This is a genomic window from Micromonospora sp. NPDC005163 (assembly GCF_053599835.1).
Window position 1 is genome coordinate 37,827 of sequence record NZ_JBSFYP010000043.1, and the last position, 18,786, is coordinate 56,612.

16 protein-coding genes are annotated in these 18,786 nt (G+C 74.7%); 10 read left to right on the forward strand and 6 right to left on the reverse strand.

The genetic code is table 11. From position 1 onward, the window contains the following. Positions 1-80 precede the first annotated feature (80 nt). Entirely contained in the window at positions 81-926 is an 846-nt protein-coding gene (panB, locus tag ACWD6N_RS25595; protein ID WP_354968525.1) for a 3-methyl-2-oxobutanoate hydroxymethyltransferase, read from the reverse strand. A 120-nt stretch (positions 927-1,046) separates the two neighbouring features. Continuing rightward, complete coding sequence (locus tag ACWD6N_RS25600) at positions 1,047-2,804, reverse strand: NAD+ synthase (RefSeq protein WP_354968526.1); 1,758 nt, start codon at positions 2,802-2,804, stop codon at positions 1,047-1,049. Between the two features lie 257 nt (positions 2,805-3,061). Between ACWD6N_RS25600 and glnA the strand changes: the two genes are divergently transcribed. From glnA to ACWD6N_RS25620, 4 genes are all read left to right on the forward strand, one after another. Next, the gene (glnA, locus tag ACWD6N_RS25605; protein ID WP_354968527.1) at positions 3,062-4,411 is read left to right on the forward strand and encodes a type I glutamate--ammonia ligase; all 1,350 of its coding nucleotides are present in this window, start codon (positions 3,062-3,064) and stop codon (positions 4,409-4,411) included. Between the two features lie 88 nt (positions 4,412-4,499). Then, positions 4,500-4,925: a DUF350 domain-containing protein gene (locus ACWD6N_RS25610; RefSeq protein ID WP_354968528.1), complete on the forward strand. Its 426-nt coding sequence runs from the start codon at positions 4,500-4,502 to the stop codon at positions 4,923-4,925. A gap of 36 nt (positions 4,926-4,961) precedes the next feature. Further along, complete coding sequence (locus ACWD6N_RS25615) at positions 4,962-5,654, forward strand: helix-turn-helix transcriptional regulator (protein ID WP_354968529.1); 693 nt, start codon at positions 4,962-4,964, stop codon at positions 5,652-5,654. 151 nt (positions 5,655-5,805) lie between these two features. Then, positions 5,806-6,186, forward strand: coding sequence for a VOC family protein (locus ACWD6N_RS25620; protein ID WP_354968530.1), 381 nt, complete (start codon positions 5,806-5,808; stop codon positions 6,184-6,186). Between the two features lie 48 nt (positions 6,187-6,234). On the opposite strand, the gene ACWD6N_RS25625 is transcribed toward ACWD6N_RS25620, so the two are convergent. Next, entirely contained in the window at positions 6,235-6,711 is a 477-nt protein-coding gene (locus ACWD6N_RS25625) for a hypothetical protein (RefSeq protein WP_354968531.1), read from the reverse strand. 232 nt (positions 6,712-6,943) lie between these two features. On the opposite strand from ACWD6N_RS25625, the gene ACWD6N_RS25630 reads away from it, so the two are divergent. Beyond that, positions 6,944-7,828, forward strand: a complete 885-nt coding sequence (locus tag ACWD6N_RS25630) for a virginiamycin B lyase family protein (RefSeq protein ID WP_450005202.1) — start codon at positions 6,944-6,946, stop codon at positions 7,826-7,828. Positions 7,829-7,847: 19 nt separating this feature from the next. On the opposite strand, the gene ACWD6N_RS25635 is transcribed toward ACWD6N_RS25630, so the two are convergent. Further along, positions 7,848-8,783, reverse strand: coding sequence for a S66 peptidase family protein (locus ACWD6N_RS25635; protein ID WP_354968533.1), 936 nt, complete (start codon positions 8,781-8,783; stop codon positions 7,848-7,850). A 114-nt stretch (positions 8,784-8,897) separates the two neighbouring features. Here ACWD6N_RS25635 and ACWD6N_RS25640 point away from each other — a divergent pair, with 114 nt between their 5' ends. The 5 genes from ACWD6N_RS25640 (at position 8,898) to mptB (ACWD6N_RS25660) (ending at position 17,313) form a co-directional block, all read left to right on the forward strand. Then, on the forward strand, positions 8,898-9,665 hold the full coding sequence (locus tag ACWD6N_RS25640; protein WP_354968534.1) for a type 1 glutamine amidotransferase: 768 nt from the start codon (positions 8,898-8,900) through the stop codon (positions 9,663-9,665). After that, entirely contained in the window at positions 9,665-12,703 is a 3,039-nt protein-coding gene (locus ACWD6N_RS25645; protein WP_354968535.1) for a bifunctional [glutamine synthetase] adenylyltransferase/[glutamine synthetase]-adenylyl-L-tyrosine phosphorylase, read from the forward strand. The genes ACWD6N_RS25640 and ACWD6N_RS25645 overlap by 1 nt, the downstream gene beginning before the upstream one ends. Continuing rightward, a complete protein-coding gene (locus ACWD6N_RS25650; protein ID WP_354968536.1) occupies positions 12,696-14,345 on the forward strand; it encodes a hypothetical protein in 1,650 nt (549 codons plus the stop codon). The genes ACWD6N_RS25645 and ACWD6N_RS25650 overlap by 8 nt, the downstream gene beginning before the upstream one ends. Before the next feature lie 71 nt (positions 14,346-14,416). Further along, positions 14,417-15,817: a polyprenol phosphomannose-dependent alpha 1,6 mannosyltransferase MptB gene (mptB, locus tag ACWD6N_RS25655; RefSeq protein ID WP_450005204.1), complete on the forward strand. Its 1,401-nt coding sequence runs from the start codon at positions 14,417-14,419 to the stop codon at positions 15,815-15,817. 14 nt (positions 15,818-15,831) lie between these two features. After that, positions 15,832-17,313, forward strand: a complete 1,482-nt coding sequence (gene mptB / locus ACWD6N_RS25660; RefSeq protein WP_450005203.1) for a polyprenol phosphomannose-dependent alpha 1,6 mannosyltransferase MptB — start codon at positions 15,832-15,834, stop codon at positions 17,311-17,313. A gap of 8 nt (positions 17,314-17,321) precedes the next feature. On the opposite strand, the gene ACWD6N_RS25665 is transcribed toward mptB (ACWD6N_RS25660), so the two are convergent. Next, on the reverse strand, positions 17,322-18,302 hold the full coding sequence (locus ACWD6N_RS25665) for a serine/threonine-protein kinase (RefSeq protein ID WP_354968538.1): 981 nt from the start codon (positions 18,300-18,302) through the stop codon (positions 17,322-17,324). Beyond that, a complete protein-coding gene (locus ACWD6N_RS25670; RefSeq protein ID WP_354968539.1) occupies positions 18,299-18,664 on the reverse strand; it encodes a PadR family transcriptional regulator in 366 nt (121 codons plus the stop codon). Before ACWD6N_RS25670 ends, ACWD6N_RS25665 begins: the two co-directional genes overlap by 4 nt. Positions 18,665-18,786: the final 122 nt, after the last annotated feature.

Sequence of the window (18,786 nt, forward strand, 5' to 3'; positions counted from 1 at the left end):
GACCCAGCGACCCCGACCCAGCGGCGGGGCCGGCCGGCGAGCGGAAACGCCGTGCCGGCCGGCCCGCGCCGCCCACTGTCCTAGAAGGTGTGCTCGGCGGCCGGGAACTCGCCGCCGCGGACCTCGTCGGCGAATCGACGGGTGGCGTCGGTGAGGGCGCCGGCGAGATCCGCGTACCGCTTCACGAAGCGTGGTGCCTTGCCGGTACGCAGGCCGGCCATGTCCTGCCAGACCAGCACCTGCGCGTCGGTGGCCGGGCCCGCCCCGATGCCGACCGTGGGGATCGGCAGCTCGTGGGTGACCTGCTTGGCCACCTCACCCGGCACCATCTCCAGCACCACCGCGAACGCGCCGGCCTCGGCCACCGCCCGCGCGTCGGCCAGCACCTCGTCGGCCGCGTCGCCCCGGCCCTGCACCCGGTAACCGCCCAGGGTGTGCTCGCTCTGCGGGGTGAAACCGATGTGCGCCATCACCGGGATACCCGCGCCGACGATCGCGGCGATCTGCGCGGCGCAGCGGCGGCCACCCTCCAGCTTCACCGCGTGGCAGCCACCCTCCTTCATGAACCGGACGGCGGTGCGCAGCGCCTGGGTCGGGCCCTCCTCGTACGAGCCGAACGGCAGGTCACCGACGATGAGTGCCTGCCGGGTCGCCCGTACGACGGCCCGCACCAGCGGGAGCAGTTCGTCGGCGGTGACCGGCAGGGTGGTCTCGTAGCCGAACACGTTGTTCGCGGCCGAGTCGCCGACCAACAGCACCGGAACTCCGGCCTGGTCGAAGATCGCCGCCGTGTACTGGTCGTACGAGGTGAGCATCGGCCACCGTTCGCCGCGCTCCTTGGCGGCGATGAGGTCGCGGGTACGGACTCGTCGCGTGGCCGGCCCGCCGTACAGGGCGGTCACCTCGTTCGGAGTGGACTCCACCATCACTGTCTCCTTCCTCGAGGCCGCCTGCGCGGTCCCCGGGTTCCGCAGCGATCGTCGCACCGCGGAAGGGGGTGACGGCAGGGCGCAGTGCGAGATGTCACTCCACCGCACCCGGGCGACTCAGCCGTGCTCGCGCCACCGGCTGGTGATCGGCAGCCGACGGTCCCGCCCGAACGCCTTCATCGAGATCTTCGCGCCCGGAGCGGACTGCCGTCGCTTGTACTCGGCGGTATCCACCAGCCGCAGCACCTTGTCCACCACCGCCGGGTCGTGGCCCGACTCGACGAGCCCGTCCCGGCCGAGGTCGCCGTCGACGTATCCGATCAGGATCGGGTCCAGCACGTCGTAGTCGGGCAGGGTGTCGCTGTCCAGCTGGCCCGGGCTCAGCTCGGCGCTCGGCGGCTTGCCGATCGAGTTCTCCGGGATCGGCGCGGTCTCGCCCCGCCGCATCGCGTCCGCGTTGCGCCACTTCGCGAGCCGCCAGACCAGCGTCTTCCAGACGTCCTTGATGGGGTTGAAGCCGCCCACCGAGTCGCCGTACAGGGTGGAGTAGCCGACCGCCAGCTCGCTCTTGTTGCCGGTGGTCAGCACCAGGTGGCCCTCCTGGTTCGACAGGGCCATCAGGATCACGCCGCGTACCCGGGCCTGAAGGTTCTCCACCGCCACCCCGGAGAGCGACAGGTTGGCCAGGAAGCCGTCCACCATCGGCTGGATCGGTTCCACCCGGTAATCCAGCCCGGTGCGCTTGGCCAGGTCGGCGGCGTCCTCCCGGGAGTGCTCCGAGGAGTGCTGGCTGGGCAGCGACACCCCGACCACCCGGTCCGGGCCGAGCGCGTCGACGGCGAGCGCGGCCACCACCGCGGAGTCGATGCCGCCGGAGAGGCCGAGCACCACCGACGGGAACCGGTTCTTGTTGACGTAGTCGCGCAGGCCGAGCACCAGCGCCTGCCACACCTCGGCCTCGTCGGCCACCGGCTCGATCGACCCGCCGATCGCGGGCGGCCCGGACGGCGTGGGCGGGATGACGTCCACCGTGCTGTGCGCCACCCGCATGGCGTCCGCGACGGCCTCCACGGCCGGTGTCTCGGCGGCGGCCGGGAGCTCCACGTCGTGCACGAGCAGGTGCTCGACGAACTGCGGGGCCCGGGTCAGCAGCTCACCGTCGGCGCCCACGATCATCGAGTCGCCCTCAAAGACCAGCTCGTCCTGGCCGCCGATCATGTTGACGTACGCGATGGCGGCGCCGGCCTCGGCGGCCCGGCGGCGGACCAGCGGCAGCCGGATGTCGTCCTTGTTCAGCTCGTACGGCGAGCCGTTGATGTTGACCACGAGGCCGACCCTGGCCTGCCGGGCGGCGGCGAACGGGCCGCCGGCCTGCCACAGGTCCTCGCAGATGGTCAGCGCGACGTCCACCCCGCCGATCCGCACGACGGTCAGCGTGTCGCCGGAGACGAAGTAGCGATCCTCGTCGAAGACGCCGTAGTTGGGCAGGTGGTGCTTGAAGTAGCGGGCGGCCACCGCGCCCCGGTGCAGCAGGGCGGCGGCGTTGCGGGCGCCCCGGCCCGGCTCGGCGTCCCCGCTGACCTGCGGCGGCCCGTCGGCGTCCAGGTAGCCGACCACGACCGGCAGCGCGCCGAGGCCGTCTGCCGCGAGGTCGGCGGCGAGCCGCTCCAGGGCGGCCCTGGACGCGGCGACGAAGGAACGCCGGAAGACCAGGTCCTCGACCGGGTACCCGGTCAGCATCATCTCCGGGAAGAGCACCAGCTGGGCGCCGGCGTCGGCGGCCTGGCGTGTCCAGCTGCGGACCAGGTCGGCGTTGCCGGCGAGGTCGCCGACGCTCGGGTTGACCTGGGACAGGGCGAGACGCAGGGTGGGCATGCCCTCATCTTGCCCCAGCCGCTCGGGGCGGACACGGCGCCCGGCGGGAGATGCGGGCCACGCGCCGCTGGGCTCGGCCACCCACCGGACGGCCGGCTCACGTCGGGCCGCTGTCCGCGCGCGGGCACCTCGGCGGCCACGGCAGGACGGCGGCCGGGCGTTGGCGTAACGTCGGCGTAACCGGGCCCGTGGAGACTGGTCGGTCAGGCCCGGCCAGCCCGGCCGGTGATGGCAAACAGGTGTCGCGAGGGGTGGAAGTGGACCGTCAGCAGGAGTTCGTCCTCCGTACGCTGGAAGAGCGGGACATCCGGTTCGTCCGGCTGTGGTTCACGGACGTGCTGGGCACGCTCAAGAGCGTGTCGGTGGCGCCCGCCGAGCTGGAGGCAGCCTTCGAGGAGGGCATCGGCTTCGACGGCTCGGCGATCGAGGGCTTCGCCCGGGTCTTCGAATCCGACATGGTCGCCATGCCCGACCCGACGACCTTCCAGGTCTTCCCGTTCGAGGGCGGGGTCAGCGGCGAGAGTGCCCGGATGTTCTGCGACATCCTGCTGCCCGACGGGGGGCCTTCCTGGGCCGATCCGCGACACGTGCTGCGCCGGGCGCTGTCCAAGGCCGCCGAGAAGGGCTTCACCTTCTACACCCACCCCGAGATCGAGTTCTTCCTGCTGGAGAACGGCCCCCAGGACGGCTCGGTGCCCATTCCGGTGGACACCGGCGGCTACTTCGAGCACACCACCCACGCCGTCGCCCGGGACTTCCGGCGGCAGGGCGTGCTGGCGCTGGAGCGGATCGGGATCTCGGTGGAGTTCAGCCACCACGAGGTCGCCCCCGGCCAGCAGGAGATCGACCTGCGTTACGCCGACGCGCTCACCACCGCCGACAACATCATGACCTTCCGGCACGTGGTCAAGGAGGTGGCGCTCTCCACCGGCGTGCAGGCGAGCTTCATGCCGAAGCCGTTCACCGACCAGCCGGGCAGCGGCATGCACACCCACCTGTCGCTGTTCGAGGGCGAGCGCAACGCCTTCCACGACAACGGCGACCCGATGAAGCTCTCCAAGGTGGCGAAGTCGTTCATCGCCGGCCTGCTGGTGCACGCCCGCGAGTACACCGCGGTCACCAACCAGTGGGTCAACTCGTACAAGCGGCTCTTCCCGCAGCACCTGCCGGACCGGATCACCGAGAGCCCGGCGTACGTCTGCTGGGGGCACCTGAACCGGTCCGCGCTGGTCCGGGTGCCGGCCTACGGCAAGCCCAACTCGGCCCGGGTCGAGGTCCGTTCGCCGGACTCGGCGGCCAACCCGTACCTCGCCTTCGCGGTGCTGCTCGGCGCCGGCATGAAGGGCATCGAGGAGGGCTACGAGCTGCCGCCGGGCGCCGAGGACGACGTCTGGTCGCTGACCAACGCCGAGCGGCGGGCGATGGGGTACGAGGCGCTGCCGGAGAACCTCGCCGAGGCGATCGACGTGATGGCCGGGTCCGAGCTGGTCGCCGAGGTGCTCGGCGAGCACGTCTTCGACTTCTTCCTGCGCAACAAGCGAGCCGAGTGGGAGCAGTACCGCCGCGAGGTCACCCCGTACGAGCGGCAGCGCTACCTGGCGCTGTAGCCACGGGGGCTGACGCCGTTGCGCGCTGCCGCTATCGTCTCGATCACCGCGCCGGTACCCCTCCGGGCGGAGAGTCGGGAGGCAGTCGGTGCTGGAGGATCTGCTCAGCGGTGCCTGGCAGAGCGTCTTGTTCGGTGTCGTCGGCGTGGGGCTGATGGCGGCCGGGTTCGGGCTGGTCGACCTGCTCACTCCCGGCCGCCTGCGGGACCTGATCTGGGTGGACCGCAACGCCAACGCGGGGCTGCTGCTCGCCGCCAACCAGCTGGGCATCGCCGGGATCGTCTTCACCGCGATCCTCACCAGCTACAGCGACTTCGGCAAGGGGCTCGCCTCCACCGTGGTGTTCGGGCTGCTCGGTCTGGCCATCATGGCGCTGGCCTTCGTGGTGCTCGACCTGCTCACCCCGGGCAAGCTCGGCGAGGTCATCTGCTCGCCGGAGCCGCACCCGGCGGCCCGGGTCAGCGCGGCCACCCACTTCGGCGCGGCGCTGATCGTCTGCGCCTGCATCGCCTGAGCGCGGTCGTCGTACCCCGGCCGTAGCGTGCCGGGCATGAACCGCACGGACCGCCTCTACGCCCTGGTCGAGGAGCTGCGGGCGATGTCGCCCCGGCCGCGTAGCGCCCGCTGGCTGGCCGCGCGTTTCGAGGTGAGCAGCCGGACCATCGAGCGCGACATCGGCGCCCTGCAGGAGGCCGGCGTGCCGATCTGGGCGGAGCCGGGGCGCACCGGCGGCTACGTGCTGGACCGCGCCCGCACCCTGCCCCCGGTCAACCTCACCGCCGCCGAGGCGGTGGCGATGGCCGTCGCGCTGCACCGGCTCGCCGGCACGCCGTTCGCCGGGCCCGGTGCCACCGCGCTGCGCAAGCTGGTGGCGGTCCTGCCGGCCGCCGACGCGGCCGAGGCGCACCGGCTCGCCGGCCGCGTGCACCTGATCGGCGACGGGCCGGCCACGCCCGTCCCGGCCATCGTCGCCGACGCGGTCGCAGCGCGGCGGGTGCTGCGCATCCGGTACGCGAACCGCGACGGCGCTGATTCGGCACGCGACGTCGAGCCGCTCGGCTACCTCGGCAACCCTCGACACTGGTACCTGCTCGCCTGGTGCCGGCTGCGCGACGAGCTGCGCTGCTTCCGCACTGACCGGATCCGGGGCGTGCGGGCACTGCCCGAGGTGGTGGCCCGGGAGCTGCGCCCGGCGGATCTCGACATCCCGCAGGAGCGGGTCCGACGGCTCAGCCTGGTCTGAGACCGACGGCGCGGGTCGCGTCGGGCACGGCCCGGCCGGCGCGGACCCCGTCGGGTGATCCGGAAACACCGACAGGACGGTGTCGCGGACGGCCCCGAGACTGCTCCTGACGACGGCCGCACGGCCGGCACGGGAAACCTGGAGGCAGCAGATGTCCACGACGCCCATCACCTGGTTCGAGATCGGCACCGATCGGCCGGAGGAGGCGGAGCGCTTCTACGGCGAGTTGTTCGGTTGGACCTTCGAGGAGCAGGGCGCGGCCAACGGCGGGTCCTACCGGGTGACCGGCGCCGGTGGCGACACCGGAATCGGCGGGGCGATCCGGGCGACCGACGGGACGTCGCCGAACTACGCCGTGTTCTACGCCGAGGTCGCCGACGTGGCCCAGACCTGCCAGCGGGCCGAGGCGGCCGGCGGCAAGGTGCTGGTGGCGGCGCGTACGACCCCGAGCGGGCTCACCCTCGCCCATCTGCTCGACCCGGCCGGCAACCACCTCGGCGTGTTCACGCCCCCGCCCGCCCCCGCCGGCTGACGGTCTGGTCGGTGGCGGCCCCGCCCGGTCGGGCGGGGCCGCCGACGGTCACCTGCCGGCCGTACCGCCGGGGCCGCCGTGTCCGCCCGGCCCGCCGTGACCACCCGGACCGCGGTGGCCGCCCGGGCCGGGGAAGACACCGGCCTCGACGGCCTTGGTGATCGCGTCGGCCTGCTCCTGGGTGAGCTTGCCGTCCTTGACCGCCTGGTCGAGCCGCTCCTTGAGCGCGGCCTGCCGGTCCTCGGTGGACGGCCGCTCCGGCCGGTCAGCGCGCTGCTGCTCGCGGACCTTCTCCAGCGCGGCGGTCACCTTGTCGGGGGAGACGCCCAGCTCCTTGGCGAGCGCCTCGGCGAACTCGCCCTGCCGGTCGGCCTTCGTGCCCGGGCCGTCGGCGGTGCTACTGGCGCTCGGCGTCGACGTGGCGTCCGCGGCGAACGCGATCGTCGGGGCCGCGATCCCCACGCCGAGGACGCCGGCGGTGGCCAGACCGGCCAGCAGGTGCTTCTTGCGGATGGTGCGGGACATGCTCTCCTCCAGATTCTCGGTGGTGCTGCGATGTCATCACCGACAGTGACCAGCCCGGCTGGGTGGAACCCGTGCCGAAGCTGTCCGCCAGCTGGCAATCCGGCCCGCCGAGTCGGACAAACGGGTTGCCTCGGTACGCCCGATGGGTGAGGGTGGTTCCTCGCCGTGCCCCGGGTGGGCCGAGCCGTGCGGGCCCGGTCGACCGGGATCCACCGACGGAAGGCAGCCTCTCGTGACGTCCACACCGATCCGGGAACTCCCGATCACCGACCCGCAGGCCGGGCCGTACGGCATCACCACCGGCCCCGACGAGGCCCTATGGCTGACCCTGGTCCACGCCGGCGCGATCGCCCGGGTGGACGTGGATGGTTCGGTGCGCCGCTGGGCGGCCGGCGATCCGGGCAGCCGGCCCTTGATCGTCACGTCCGGTCCGGACGGCGCGCTCTGGTTCACCCGCTCCGGGGACGACCGGATCGGCCGGATCACCACCGACGGGGAGCAGCGCGAGGTCGCGTTGCCGGCGGGCACCGGCCCGTGCGGCATCGCCGCGGGCCCGGACGGCGCCCTCTGGTACGCCGGGATGAACTCCGACACCGTCGGACGGGTGAGCACCGACGGGGTGGTCACCGAGGTGCCGTTGCCGGTCTCCGGGGCGTTCGCCTCGATGGTGGCGGCCGGCCCGGACGACGCCGTCTGGTGCACCCTCAACCAGGCGAACGCGATCGCCCGGGTCGGCATGGACGGCGCCGTACGGGTGCACCCGTTGCCCACCGAGCGCGCCGCACCGGTCGGTATCACCGCGGGCGTGGACGGGGCGCTCTGGTTCGTGGAGATCGGGGCCGGTCAGGTCGGGCGGATCAGCCCCGACGGTCAGATCGAGGAGTACCCGCTGCCGGACCGGACGGCCCGGCCGCACGGCATCGTCGCCGATCCGTCCGGGGGCGCCTGGTTCACCGAGTGGGCCGGAAACCGCATCGGCCACGTCGACCCGACCGGCCGGGTCGACACCTACGAGCTGCCCACCCCGAACTCCGAGCCGCACGGCCTCACCGTCGCCCCCGACGGCAGCATCTACGCAGCCTTGGAGAACGGCCACCTGGCCCGCTTCACCTTGTGACGCGGGCGAGGGGAGCGGGTCAGGCGACGGCGGGGGAGACGGTGAGGGTGGCCGTGGTGGTGTCGAGGGTGGCCTGGGTGCCGACGGGGACGGTCAGCTGGCCGGGGCCGTGGCCGATCGGCAGTCCGCCGAGCACCGGTACGCCGAGGCCACCGAGGCGTTCGCCGAGTACGTCGACGATCGTGGTGTCCCAGCCGTCGGCGCAGTCGGTGAACTGGCCGACCGCCACCCCGGCCAACCCGTCCAGCGCGCCGGCCCGGCGCAGGTGGGTGAGCATCCGGTCGACCTTGTACGGAGGTTCCTGCACGTCCTCGATCAACAGCACCGCCCCGGTCAGGTCGGGCAGGTCCGGCGTGCCGATCGACGCGGCGATCATGCACAGGTTGCCGCCGAGCAGGGTGCCGGTGGCCCGACCCGGGACGCGGACCGGATAGGTCTCCTCGCCGGCCACCGCGGTGACCGTCACCGGTTCGGTCGTCATCAGCGCGGCGTGCAGCGACTCGGCCGAGCGCAGCGGGGTGCGTTCATCCCGCCAGGCCGCCCCCGGGCCGTGCACCCCGGCGAGCCGGGCGCCCCGCCAGAGCGCGAACTGCAGCGCGGTGATGTCGGAGAAGCCCGCCACCACCTTCGGGTCGCGGCGGACCGCGGCCATGTCGATGGCGTCCACCACCCGCTGGGCCCCGTATCCGCCACGGGTGCAGATCACCCCGCGCACCTGCGGGTCGGCGAACGCGGCGTTCAGGTCGGCGGCGCGCAGCTCGTCCGCGCCCGCCAGGTAGCCCTGCCGGGCGTACGCGTTCGGCGCCGGCACCGGCCGCAGGCCCCAGCCGGTGAGCAGTTCCATCCCACGGGCCACCCGCTGCGGCGAGGTCGGCCCGGACGGCGACACCAGCAGCACCGTGTCGCCCGGGCGCAGCGCGGGCGGGCGGATGACGGTCAGGTCCTCGCTGATCACAACCGCAGAGCCTATCGACCCCGCTGCGCCGGGTCGGCGCACGTTGGCGGGGGCGGAGAGCGCGGGGCCGTGGCGGGGCGTGGCGCCCGGCGGCGCACCGGCTAGCCTCGACGGGTGGCAACCGCGCTGGTGATCGAGAACGACCCGTCGGACGACCTGCGCCGACTGGGCGAATGGCTGACCGAGGCTGGGCTGGAGCTGTGGGTGGTCCGCCCGCACGCCGGCGACGAGCTCCCCGCCGACCTGGAGGGGTACGCGGCGCTCGTGGTGCTCGGCGGCGAGCAGCAGGCGTACCCGCTGCCGGACGGCTCGCCCGGCGCACCCTGGTTCCCGGCGGTGGAGGGGCTGCTGCGCAAGGCGGTCCGCCACCGGGTGCCCACGCTGGCCGTCTGCCTGGGGGCGCAGCTGCTCGCCGCCGCGCACGCCGGGCTGGTCGAGCGGAGCCCGTCCGGGCCGGAGATCGGCCCCGGCGTGGTCGGCCGGCGGGACGCCGCAGAGAACGACCCGCTCTTCCGGTACGTGCCGCTGATCCCGGACGTGCTCCAGTGGCACTCGGACGAGATCACCGAGCTGCCCCGAGGCGCCACCCTGCTGGCCGCCTCCACCCGCTACCCGAACCAGGCGTTCCGGCTCGGTGACCGGGCCTGGGGGCTGCAGTTCCACATCGAGTGCGACACCGCGATGATCGCCGACTGGGCCGCCGACTCGACGCTCCTCGCCGACCTGGGCTACGACCCGGAGCTGGTGGTCGCGGCCTGCGCCTCGGTGATGGTCGACGTGGAGGAGGTCTGGCAGCCGTTCGCCGCCCGGTTCGCCGCGCTGGCCCTCGGTGAGCTGGACGACAGCACCGTGCGGCGTGGCCTGCCGCTGCTCGGGCACTGATGAGCCGGCCGACCAGGGCGTCGGGCCGGCTCGCCCGGTACGGCTTCGGCACCGCCGAGGGCGACGGCGGGGCGCGCGCCGCCGACCTGCTCGGCCCGGACGGGCTGCGGTTGTGGCGGCCGGCGGAGCAGGAGCCGGTCGACGAGCCGGCCGTGGAGCTGCTCGCCGCGCTGTCCCGGGCCGCCGACCCGGACCTGGCGCTTCGCCAGCTGCACCGCATCGTCGAGGCCGAACGCCGCACGAACGGCGGCACCGCGCCCGGCGTGACCGACCCCGGGTCGCCGCTGCTCGCGGAGCTGCACGCCGACTCCGGGTTGCGGCGGCGGCTGATCGCGGTGCTCGGCGCCTCGTCGGCGCTCGGCGACCATCTGGTGGCCCACCCCGAGCACTACGCGGCGCTGCGCACCGCCCCGGACGGGCTCGCCCCCACCGCCGAGGGGCGGCTGGAGCCGGCCGGCGACGGCAACCCGGTGGCGGTGCTGCGGTCCGCGTACCGGCTGGCCCTGCTGCGGATCGCGGCGGCCGACCTGACCGGCGGGCGCGGCCTGGAGCAGACCATGGCCGCGCTCTCGGCGCTGGCGGACGCGACGCTGGCCGCGGCGTACGAGGTCGCGGTCGCGGAGCTGCCCGCGGGCACCGCGCGGCCCCGGCTGGCCGTGGTGGCGATGGGCAAGTGCGGCGGCGACGAGCTGAACTACGTCTCCGACGTGGACGTCATCTTCGTGGCCGCCGAGGACGCCGACCTCTCCGCCGCCACCCTGGTGGCGACCCGGCTGATCCACATCTGCGGGCTGGTCGCCTGGCCGGTGGACGCGGCGCTGCGTCCGGAGGGCAACCGGGGCCCGCTGGTGCGGACCCTCGCGAGCCACCTGGCCTACTACCGCCGGTGGGCGCGCACCTGGGAGTTCCAGGCGTTGCTCAAGGCCCGCCCGGCCGCCGGTGACCTGCCGCTGGCGAAGGAGTGGATCGACCAGCTCGCGCCGCTGGTGTGGCGAGCGGCGGAACGGCCCGAGGCGGTCGAGGACGTCCGAGCGATGCGGCGCCGGATCATCGACAACATCCCGCCGAAGGAGCTGGAGCGCGAGATCAAGCGCGGCTCCGGCGGGCTGCGCGACATCGAGTTCGCCGTTCAGCTGTTGCAGCTCGTGCACGGTCGTGGCGACGAGACGCTGCGGGTGCCCGGCACCATCCCGGCGTTACGCGCGCTCGTCGCCGGCGGCTACGTCGGTCGTGCCGACGGCGAGGCGCTGCTGCGCGGCTACCGCTTCCTGCGCGGCATCGAGCACCGACTCCAGTTGCAGGGCCTGCGGCGCACCCACACCGTGCCCACCGAGCCGGCCGCGCTGCGCTGGCTCGCCGCCGCGCTGGACTACACGGCGACGCCGGGGCGCAGCGCCGTGGAAGCCTTCCGGGCCGAGTGGGTGACGCACGCCGCCGAGGTACGCCGGCTGCACGCCAAGCTGCTGTACCGACCGCTGCTGGAGTCGGTCGCCCGGGTGCCGGCCGACGGGCTGCGGCTCACCCCGGAGGCGGCCCGGCACCGGCTGGAGATCCTCGGCTTCGCCGACCCGGCCGGGGCGCTGCGCCACCTCCAGGCCCTCACCGGAGGGGTGAGCCGCACCGCGGCCATCCAGCGGACCCTGCTGCCGGTCCTGCTCAGCGAGTTCGCCGACGCGCCGGAGCCGGACCGGGGGCTGCTCAACTACCGACAGGTCTCCGACAAGCTGGGCAGCACCCCCTGGTATCTGCGGCTGCTGCGCGACGGTGGCCCGGTCGCCCGACGGCTGGCCCGGGTCCTCGCCCTCTCCCGGTACGCCGCCGACCTGCTCGCGCGGGATCCGGAGGCGCTGCGGCTGCTGGCCGAGGAGAACGAGCTGGCGCCCCGCCCACGCGAGGTGCTCCGGGAGGGGTTTCTCGCGGCGGCGGCCCGGCACACCGACCCGGTCGAGGCCACCCGGGCGGTGCGCGCGTTGCGCCGCCGGGAGCTGGTCCGGGTGGCGTGCGCCGACGTGCTCTGCCGGGCCGGTTCGCTCGCGCCCACCCCCACCCGTACGGACGGCGGAACCCGGCCGGCCCCCGGGCTGGCCGACATCACCGCCGTCGGCACGGCGCTCGCCGACGTCACCGACGCCACCCTGGCCGCCGCGCTGCGAGCCGCCCAGGCCAGCCAGCCGGCACCGCCCGGACTGCGGTTCGCGGTGATCGGCGTGGGCCGGCTCGGCGGGTACGAGTCGAACTACCTCTCCGACGCCGACGTGCTCTTCGTCTACGACCCGCCCGCCGGGAGCAACGAGAGCGCGGCCAGCGCCGCCGCCCACGCGATCGCCGAGGAGCTGCGCCGGCTGCTCGGCGTGCCCGCGCCCGACCCGCCGCTCGGCGTCGACGCCGACCTGCGCCCCGAGGGCCGGCAGGGCCCCTTGGTGCGCAGCCTCGCCGCCTACGCCCAGTACTACGCCCGCTGGTCGCGCGTGTGGGAGGCCCAGGCGCTGCTGCGCGCCCGGTTCGTCTGCGGTGACGCCGACCTGGGCGCCGAGTTCGAGGCGCTGATCGACCCGGTGCGCTACCCGGCCGAGGGGCTCACCCGCGAGCAGGTCGTCGAGATCCGCCGGATCAAGGCCCGGGTGGAGACCGAGCGACTGCCCCGCGGCGCCGACCCGGCCACCCACACCAAGCTGGGCCGCGGCGGGCTGGCCGACGTGGAGTGGGCGGTGCAGCTGGTCCAGCTCCGGCACGCCGGCGCGGTCCCCGCGCTGCGCGGCACGCGTACCCTCGACGCGCTCGCGGCCGCCGAGCGGGCCGGCCTGATCGACCCGGCGGACGCCGCCGAGATGGCGGCCGGCTGGTCCCTGGCCGCGCAGGTCCGTAACGCGTTGATGCTGGTCCGTGGTCGGGCCGGCGACCAACTGCCCCGGCACGGGGTCGAGTTGGCCGGGGTGGTCGCGCTGCTCGGCCGGGACGACCCGGGGGAGTTCCTCGACGAGTACCTGCGCACGGGCCGCCGCTCCCGCGCCGCGGCGGAACGGGTCCTCGATGCCTGACGCGCTGACCCAGCCGACCGGTACACCGGCCGGCCGGCGGACCGGACGCGCCCGATCCCCGTACGCGGTCTGGGCGCCGGCTGCCGGGGTCGCGGTGTTGCTCGCGGCCGTGTTCCTGCTCGCGCCGCGGATGGGCACCGACCTCGCCGCCCAGGTGGCCCGTGCCGAGTTCGCCGACCGGTACGGTGCCACGCCCCTCGACCTCGGCTGGTACGGCGGCGTCAACCAGTACGGCTACAGCCTGTTCACGGCCCGGTTGGGCGCACTGATGGGCGTGCGTCCGCTGGGCGCCGTGGCCGCCGTGCTCGGCGCGGCCGCGCTGGGCTGGCTGTTCCACCGGAATCGGGCTCGCCGGCCGCTGCTGGCCGGCGTCCTCGGTGCCGTGGTGCTGGTCGGCAACCTGGCGAGCGGCCGGATCACCTTCGCCGTGGGGCTGACGTTCGGGCTGCTGGCGCTCTGCGCGGTCAGCGCGGAGCGTCCACCGCGTTCGGTACGGCTGGCGCTCGCCGCCGCCTGCGCCGCCCTGGCGACGGCCGCGAGCCCGGTCGCCGGCCTGTTCACCGGGCTGGCCGGCGGGGCGTTGCTGCTGGCCGCCCTGCGCCGCGGTGACGGGCCGGGCCGCCCACTGCCGGGTGGCTGGCGGGCGGAGCGACCGTTGGCGGAGGGCGTCGTCCTGGCCGTGGCACCCGCGGTCACGCTGGCTCCGATCGCGTTGTTCTTCGGCAACGGAGGCACCCAGCCCTACTCGGCTGAGTCGATGCGGATCAACGTCGCGCTCGCGGTGCTGGTGGGCGTCGTGCTGCCCCGTCGTCGCCGGGTGCTGCGCGTCGGCGCGGTGCTCACGGTGCTGCTCCTGGTCGGGGCCTACTACGTGCCCAGCCCGATCGGTTCCAACGCGTTGCGCCTGCCGATGCTCTTCGCCCTGCCCGTGCTGGCCGGGTACGCCCCGCTTCCGGGGCCGTGGCTGGCCGGGCTGCTCGCCGCGACCGTGTGGTGGCAGCCCCCGGTGATGGTGAGCGACGTCGTCCGGGCCGGCGCCGCGGAGAGCGCCGCGGCGTTCTACCGGCCGCTCGTCGCGGAACTGGAGCGGCGGCAGCCGGTCGGGCGGGTCGAGGTGGTGCCGCTGCGGGACCACTGGGAGTCCGCGTACCTGCCGCCGACCGTGCCGCTGGCCCGCGGTTGGGAACGCCAGGTCGACAGCGATCGCAATGCGCTGTTCTACGACGGCGGCCTGAGCGCGGAGACCTACGAACACTGGTTACGCGACGTGGCGGTGACCTACGTGGTGCTCGCGGACGCTCCCGCGGACCGCTGGGGCCGCGACGAGGCCGAGCTGATCCGCACCGGCCTGCCGTACCTGCGGGAGGTCTGGCGTGATCCGACCTGGCGGATGTATGCCGTGGTCGATCCGACTCCGCTGGTCGGGGACCCGGGCCAGCTCGTCGCCGCAGACCGGGGCTCGGTCCGGTTGACCGCCGCGCCGGGCGACGTGCTGGTTCGGGTCCGCTGGTCGCGCTGGCTGTCGCTCACCGGCCCGGACGGCTGCGTGCGGCCCGGCGCGAACGGGTGGACCGAGGTGCGGGTTCGCGCCGCCGGTGACTACTCGATCTCCAGCGGCCTCGCACCGGCGAACCACTGCTGACCGGCCGGGGACGCACTCCGGCCGGGTGCCTGCCGTCGGCTCCCCGCCGACGGGCTGGCAGCATGTCGGACGTGCCTCACCACCTCGCGCGCTGGACCGGCCTGGCCGGCTCGACGCTGCTCGCGCTGTCCGCCTTCCTCGGGGGCGCGTTTCCCGGCGGCCCGCTGCGCAGCACCCCGGTCAGCATCTGGCAGGGTCCGAACGGACCGCTGATCCTCGCCGCGTGGGCGGTCGGCATCGGCCTGATGGCATACGCCTGGTGGGCTCTGCGCGACGGGGGGCCGTCGACCCGCTGGGCCCTGGTCACCGTGGCGCTCTGGCTGCTGCCGCTGCTCGTCGCGCCGCCCACCGGCAGCCGGGACGTGTACGCGTACGCCTGCCAGGGCGCCAGCTTCGTCGGCGGCATCAGCCCGTACGAGCAGGGTGTCTCCGCCCTGCCCTGTCCCTGGCTGGACACGGTCTCCTACATCTGGCGGGACACCCCGGCGCCGTACGGTCCGCTGTTCGTGCTCATCGCGGGTGCGGTGGTCAAGGTCGCCGGTTCGCTGACCGCCAGCATCGTGCTGTTCCGGGCGTTGTCGCTGGTCGGGGTGGTGTTGAGCGCGTGGGCACTGCCGGCGCTGGCTCGTCGAGCCGGCGTGCCGGCCAAGCGGGCGGTGTGGCTGGCGCTGGGCTGCCCGCTGGTCGCCGCGCACCTGATCGGTGGCCCACACAACGACGTGCTGATGCTCGCCGCGCTGGTCGGTGGGCTGGCCGTGGTGGCGTCCCGGCCGGGACGGCGTGGGCTGCTGCTGGTTGGCGGGGTGCTGCTCGGTGTCGCGGTGGCGATCAAGGTCACCGCCGTGGTGGTGGTGCCGTTCGCCGCGCTGGCGGCCACCGCCGGGCCGTTCCGGATCCGGACTCTGATCCGCGACGGCGGCTGGGTGGTCGGCGGCGCGGTCGCCACCGTTGTGGGCGTGACCGCCGCCGGTGGGCTGGACTTCGGCTGGGTCGGCGGGTTGTCCCAGGGAGGCGCCGCCGTCGCGTGGACATCCCCGCCGACAGCGGTCGGACAGACGGTCGGCATTGTCGCGGCGCTGTTCGGCGGGCACGTTGACGCGCTGCCGGTGACGCGCGGGATCGCCGTCGTGCTCCTGGCCGTACTCCTGGTCTGGCTCTGGTGGCGGGCTCGCACCCGCGATCCGCTGTTCTACGCCGGCCTCGCGCTCGCCCTCACGGTCGCGCTCTCTCCCGTGGTGCATCCCTGGTACTGGACCTGGCCGTTGTTCGTGCTGGCGGCCACCGCCCGGCGGACCCGGTGGTTCACCGTGGTGGCCCTGGTCGCGTCGTTCCTGGTGCTGCCCGATGGCACCGGCCTGCCCCGGTACACCAAGTCGGTCGGGGCGCCGCTGATGACGCTGTTGGTGATCGTGGTGGTCATCCGGTTGGTACGGTCGGCTCGGGCGGCCCGCCAGCCGGTCGCCGCCGACTGAGGGAAGGTGCGCCGGTGACCGCTCCCGGCGCCCCACCACCATCCGCCGCTCCCGGTCCGCTGACGGCGCGTGCCGCCCGGTACGGCGGCCTGGCCGGCGCGGCCCTGCTCGCCGTTGCCGGGTACCTCGGCGGGGCGCTGGCCGACGCCCCGCTGGGCGCGACGCCGGTGTCGATCTGGCGCTCCCCGGGCGGCCAGGCGACGCTGATCTGCTGGCTGGGCGGCACCGCACTGCTGGTCGGGGCGTGGTGGTCGCTGCGCGAGGGCGCGCCGTCGACGCGGTGGGCGTACGTCACCGCCGGCCTGTGGGCGTTGCCGCTGCTGCTCGCGCCGCCGTTGGGCAGCCGGGACGTGTACTCGTACGCCTGCCAGGGCTGGACGTACGCGCACGGCCTCGACCCGTACGCCACTCCGGTGGCGGCGGCGGGCTGCCCGTGGCTGGACACCGTGGCGTCGATCTGGCGGGACACCCCCGCCCCGTACGGGCCGGTCTTCGTGTTGCTCGCGGCGCTCGCGGTCGGCCTCGGCGGCGGGCTCACCGGGGCGATCGTGCTGCTGCGGGTGATCGCGGTGGCGGGCCTGCTGCTGGCCGCGTTCTGTCTGCCCGCGCTGGCCCGCGCGGCCGGGGTGCCGACCCGACGGGCCGCCTGGCTGGCGCTGGCCAGCCCGCTGGTCGGGGTGCACCTGGTGGCCGGCGCGCACAACGACGCGGTGATGCTGGGCCTGCTGCTGTGCGGGCTGCTGGTGGTGATCCGCCGGCCGGGCCGACCTGCGGCGCTGCTGCTCGCCGGGGCGCTGCTCGGGCTGGCGGTGACGGTGAAGGCGAGTGCCGTGGTGGTGGTGCCGTTCGCCGCGCTGGCCGCGGTGCACGGCCGGTACACCGTGCGGGCGCTGCTGCGCGACGGCGGGTGGCTGGCCGGCGGGCTGCTCGCCGCGCTGCTGGTCACCTCGGCGCTGTCCGGCCTCGGGTTCGGCTGGGTGGGCGGGTTGACCCACAGCGGGGACTCCGAGCAGTGGACGTCGCCGCCCACTGCGGTCGGTTTCGTCGTCGACTACGCGGGCGCGCTGGTCGGCGGGGGCCCGGCGGCGGTGCCGGTGGTCCGGGCGGTCGCGCTGCTGCTGCTCGCCGGAGTGCTGGTGGTGCTCTGGTGGCGGGCCTGGCGGACGCTGCGCGCGTCGAACGACGTCCGGGTGGCCCGGATCGACGCGACCCGCCCCCGGGTGGCGCTGCACGGCGCGGCGCTGGCGCTGGTCGCCACCGTCGTCCTGTCCCCGGTCTTCCACCCCTGGTACGCGACCTGGCCGCTGGCGCTGCTCGCCCTCACCGCCATGCGGACGACGTGGTTCGTGCTGCCGGCGGCCGTGGCGGCCTTCCTCGCACTACCCGACGGCACCAACCTGGCCCGCTTCACCAAGGCCCCCGGCGCCGTGGCGATGACCGCCCTACTCCTGACTGTGCTCCTGCGCGCCCTGCGCCAGCATCCCCGACCGCGCTGATCATGAGGTTAGCGGCGGGCGCCGCAGGCAGGGCAGGAGGCGCGGGGTCGGGCCAGTCGGGCGCGCAGGGCGAGCGCCAGCGGCAGCAGGGCGGGGCCGACCAACGCGACCAGGACAGCCGTCGCGGCGAGCGCCGCCCAGCTCGGGACGAGCCTGCTCGGCAGGCCGTCCGCCGCCCCCGCCAGCGGCTGCAGGGCCAGCAGGCCCACCGGTGTGAGCAGGATCAGGCCGGCCCAGCCGCCCCGGTGGTCGCGGCGCAGCACCAGCCCCGCGCCGAGCAGCACCACCACGGCGAGCACCGCCACGGCGGCGCTCGGCAGAACCGGGACCACGGTCCAGGTGTAGTAGCTCGAGGCGAACACGTCCGGGGGCAACAGATTCGTCCCCGCGAGGCTGGCGGCGCCAGCGGCGACCAGCGGCACCGCCCGCAGCGGCGCCGGCAGCCCGTCGGATGCGCCGAGCGCGACCAGGCCCAACGCGACCTGCGGTAGCAGCACGAACAGCGGCGGGCGCGGCAGGCCGGTGAGTGCGGCGGCGGGGACGAGTGCGACCGTGAGGAGCACCGCGAGCGTGATGGCGCGCCGGGTCCACCGACCGGGCGTCAGGGCATGCACCACCGCGGCGAGCAGCCAGGCGGTCCACGCCATGATGCCGAGCGAGACGAACGGCCCGGCGGCTGGCTCGCCGAAGCCGGGCGGAGCGGGGCGTAGCTCCAGCACCGCCCAGACCCCGGCGAGCGAGGTGGCGGCGAGGAGGGCCAGGACAGCCGCGAGGCGTACGCCTGGCACCAGGTCGGCCGCGCCGGCAGCGCGCACCCGCTGGCGGAGCCCGCCGCGCAGGACGTCCGCGGCGTCCGCGGGCGAGGGCCAACGCCGACCGGGTGCGGCCAGGTCCAGGTAGGTGCCGACGATTTCGGCGCCGCGGGCGCGCCGGTAGTCGGCGGGGTAAATGCGCAGCAGCCGGAGGTAACGGCGTTCCAGGTCGTTCATGCCAGCCCTCCGGCCGTGCGCGGGGTGATCGGGTGGGCGGCGCGAGTCCGCTTGGACAGCCGCGCGGTGGCGGCTTCGACGTTGCGGCGCAGCCGCTCGGTCTCGGCGCTCAGCGTGGCGTCGCCAGCGGGGGAGAGCCGGTAGTAGCGGCGCAGCCGGCCGTCCACCACCTCTTCCCGGTCGACCTCGACGAGGCCGGCGTCGACCAGCCGGTCGAGCGCCCCGTAGAGCGTCCCGGGGCGGAGGGACACGCGGTTGTCGGAGAGGGTGGCGACCTCACCGATCAGCCCGTAGCCGTGCATTGGCTCGGCGGCGAGCGCGGTGAGGATCAGGAAGGTGGGTTCGCGCAGCGGTGTTTCCACCGCCTCAATATATCGGAGACGAAGGTATATCGGGGGGCGTTATAAAGCGGCTGGGTCGGGGGCGCGGACGGGGGGGCCGGGCACACCGGGGTTGTGGGGAAGGTGAGCAGGAGGTAGCGGAG

Excerpts from the sequence above, each read along its gene's own strand:
- ACWD6N_RS25600 (WP_354968526.1), bottom strand. The coding sequence starts at position 2,804 with ATGCCCACCCTGCGTCTCGCCCTGTCCCAGGTCAACCCGAGCGTCGGC.
- ACWD6N_RS25620 (WP_354968530.1), top strand. The coding sequence starts at position 5,806 with ATGTCCACGACGCCCATCACCTGGTTCGAGATCGGCACCGATCGGCCG.
- ACWD6N_RS25645 (WP_354968535.1), top strand. The coding sequence starts at position 9,665 with ATGAGCCGGCCGACCAGGGCGTCGGGCCGGCTCGCCCGGTACGGCTTC.
- ACWD6N_RS25625 (WP_354968531.1), bottom strand. The coding sequence starts at position 6,711 with ATGTCCCGCACCATCCGCAAGAAGCACCTGCTGGCCGGTCTGGCCACC.
- ACWD6N_RS25615 (WP_354968529.1), top strand. The coding sequence starts at position 4,962 with ATGAACCGCACGGACCGCCTCTACGCCCTGGTCGAGGAGCTGCGGGCG.
- ACWD6N_RS25650 (WP_354968536.1), top strand. The coding sequence starts at position 12,696 with ATGCCTGACGCGCTGACCCAGCCGACCGGTACACCGGCCGGCCGGCGG.
- panB (WP_354968525.1), bottom strand. The coding sequence starts at position 926 with ATGGTGGAGTCCACTCCGAACGAGGTGACCGCCCTGTACGGCGGGCCG.
- ACWD6N_RS25665 (WP_354968538.1), bottom strand. The coding sequence starts at position 18,302 with ATGAACGACCTGGAACGCCGTTACCTCCGGCTGCTGCGCATTTACCCC.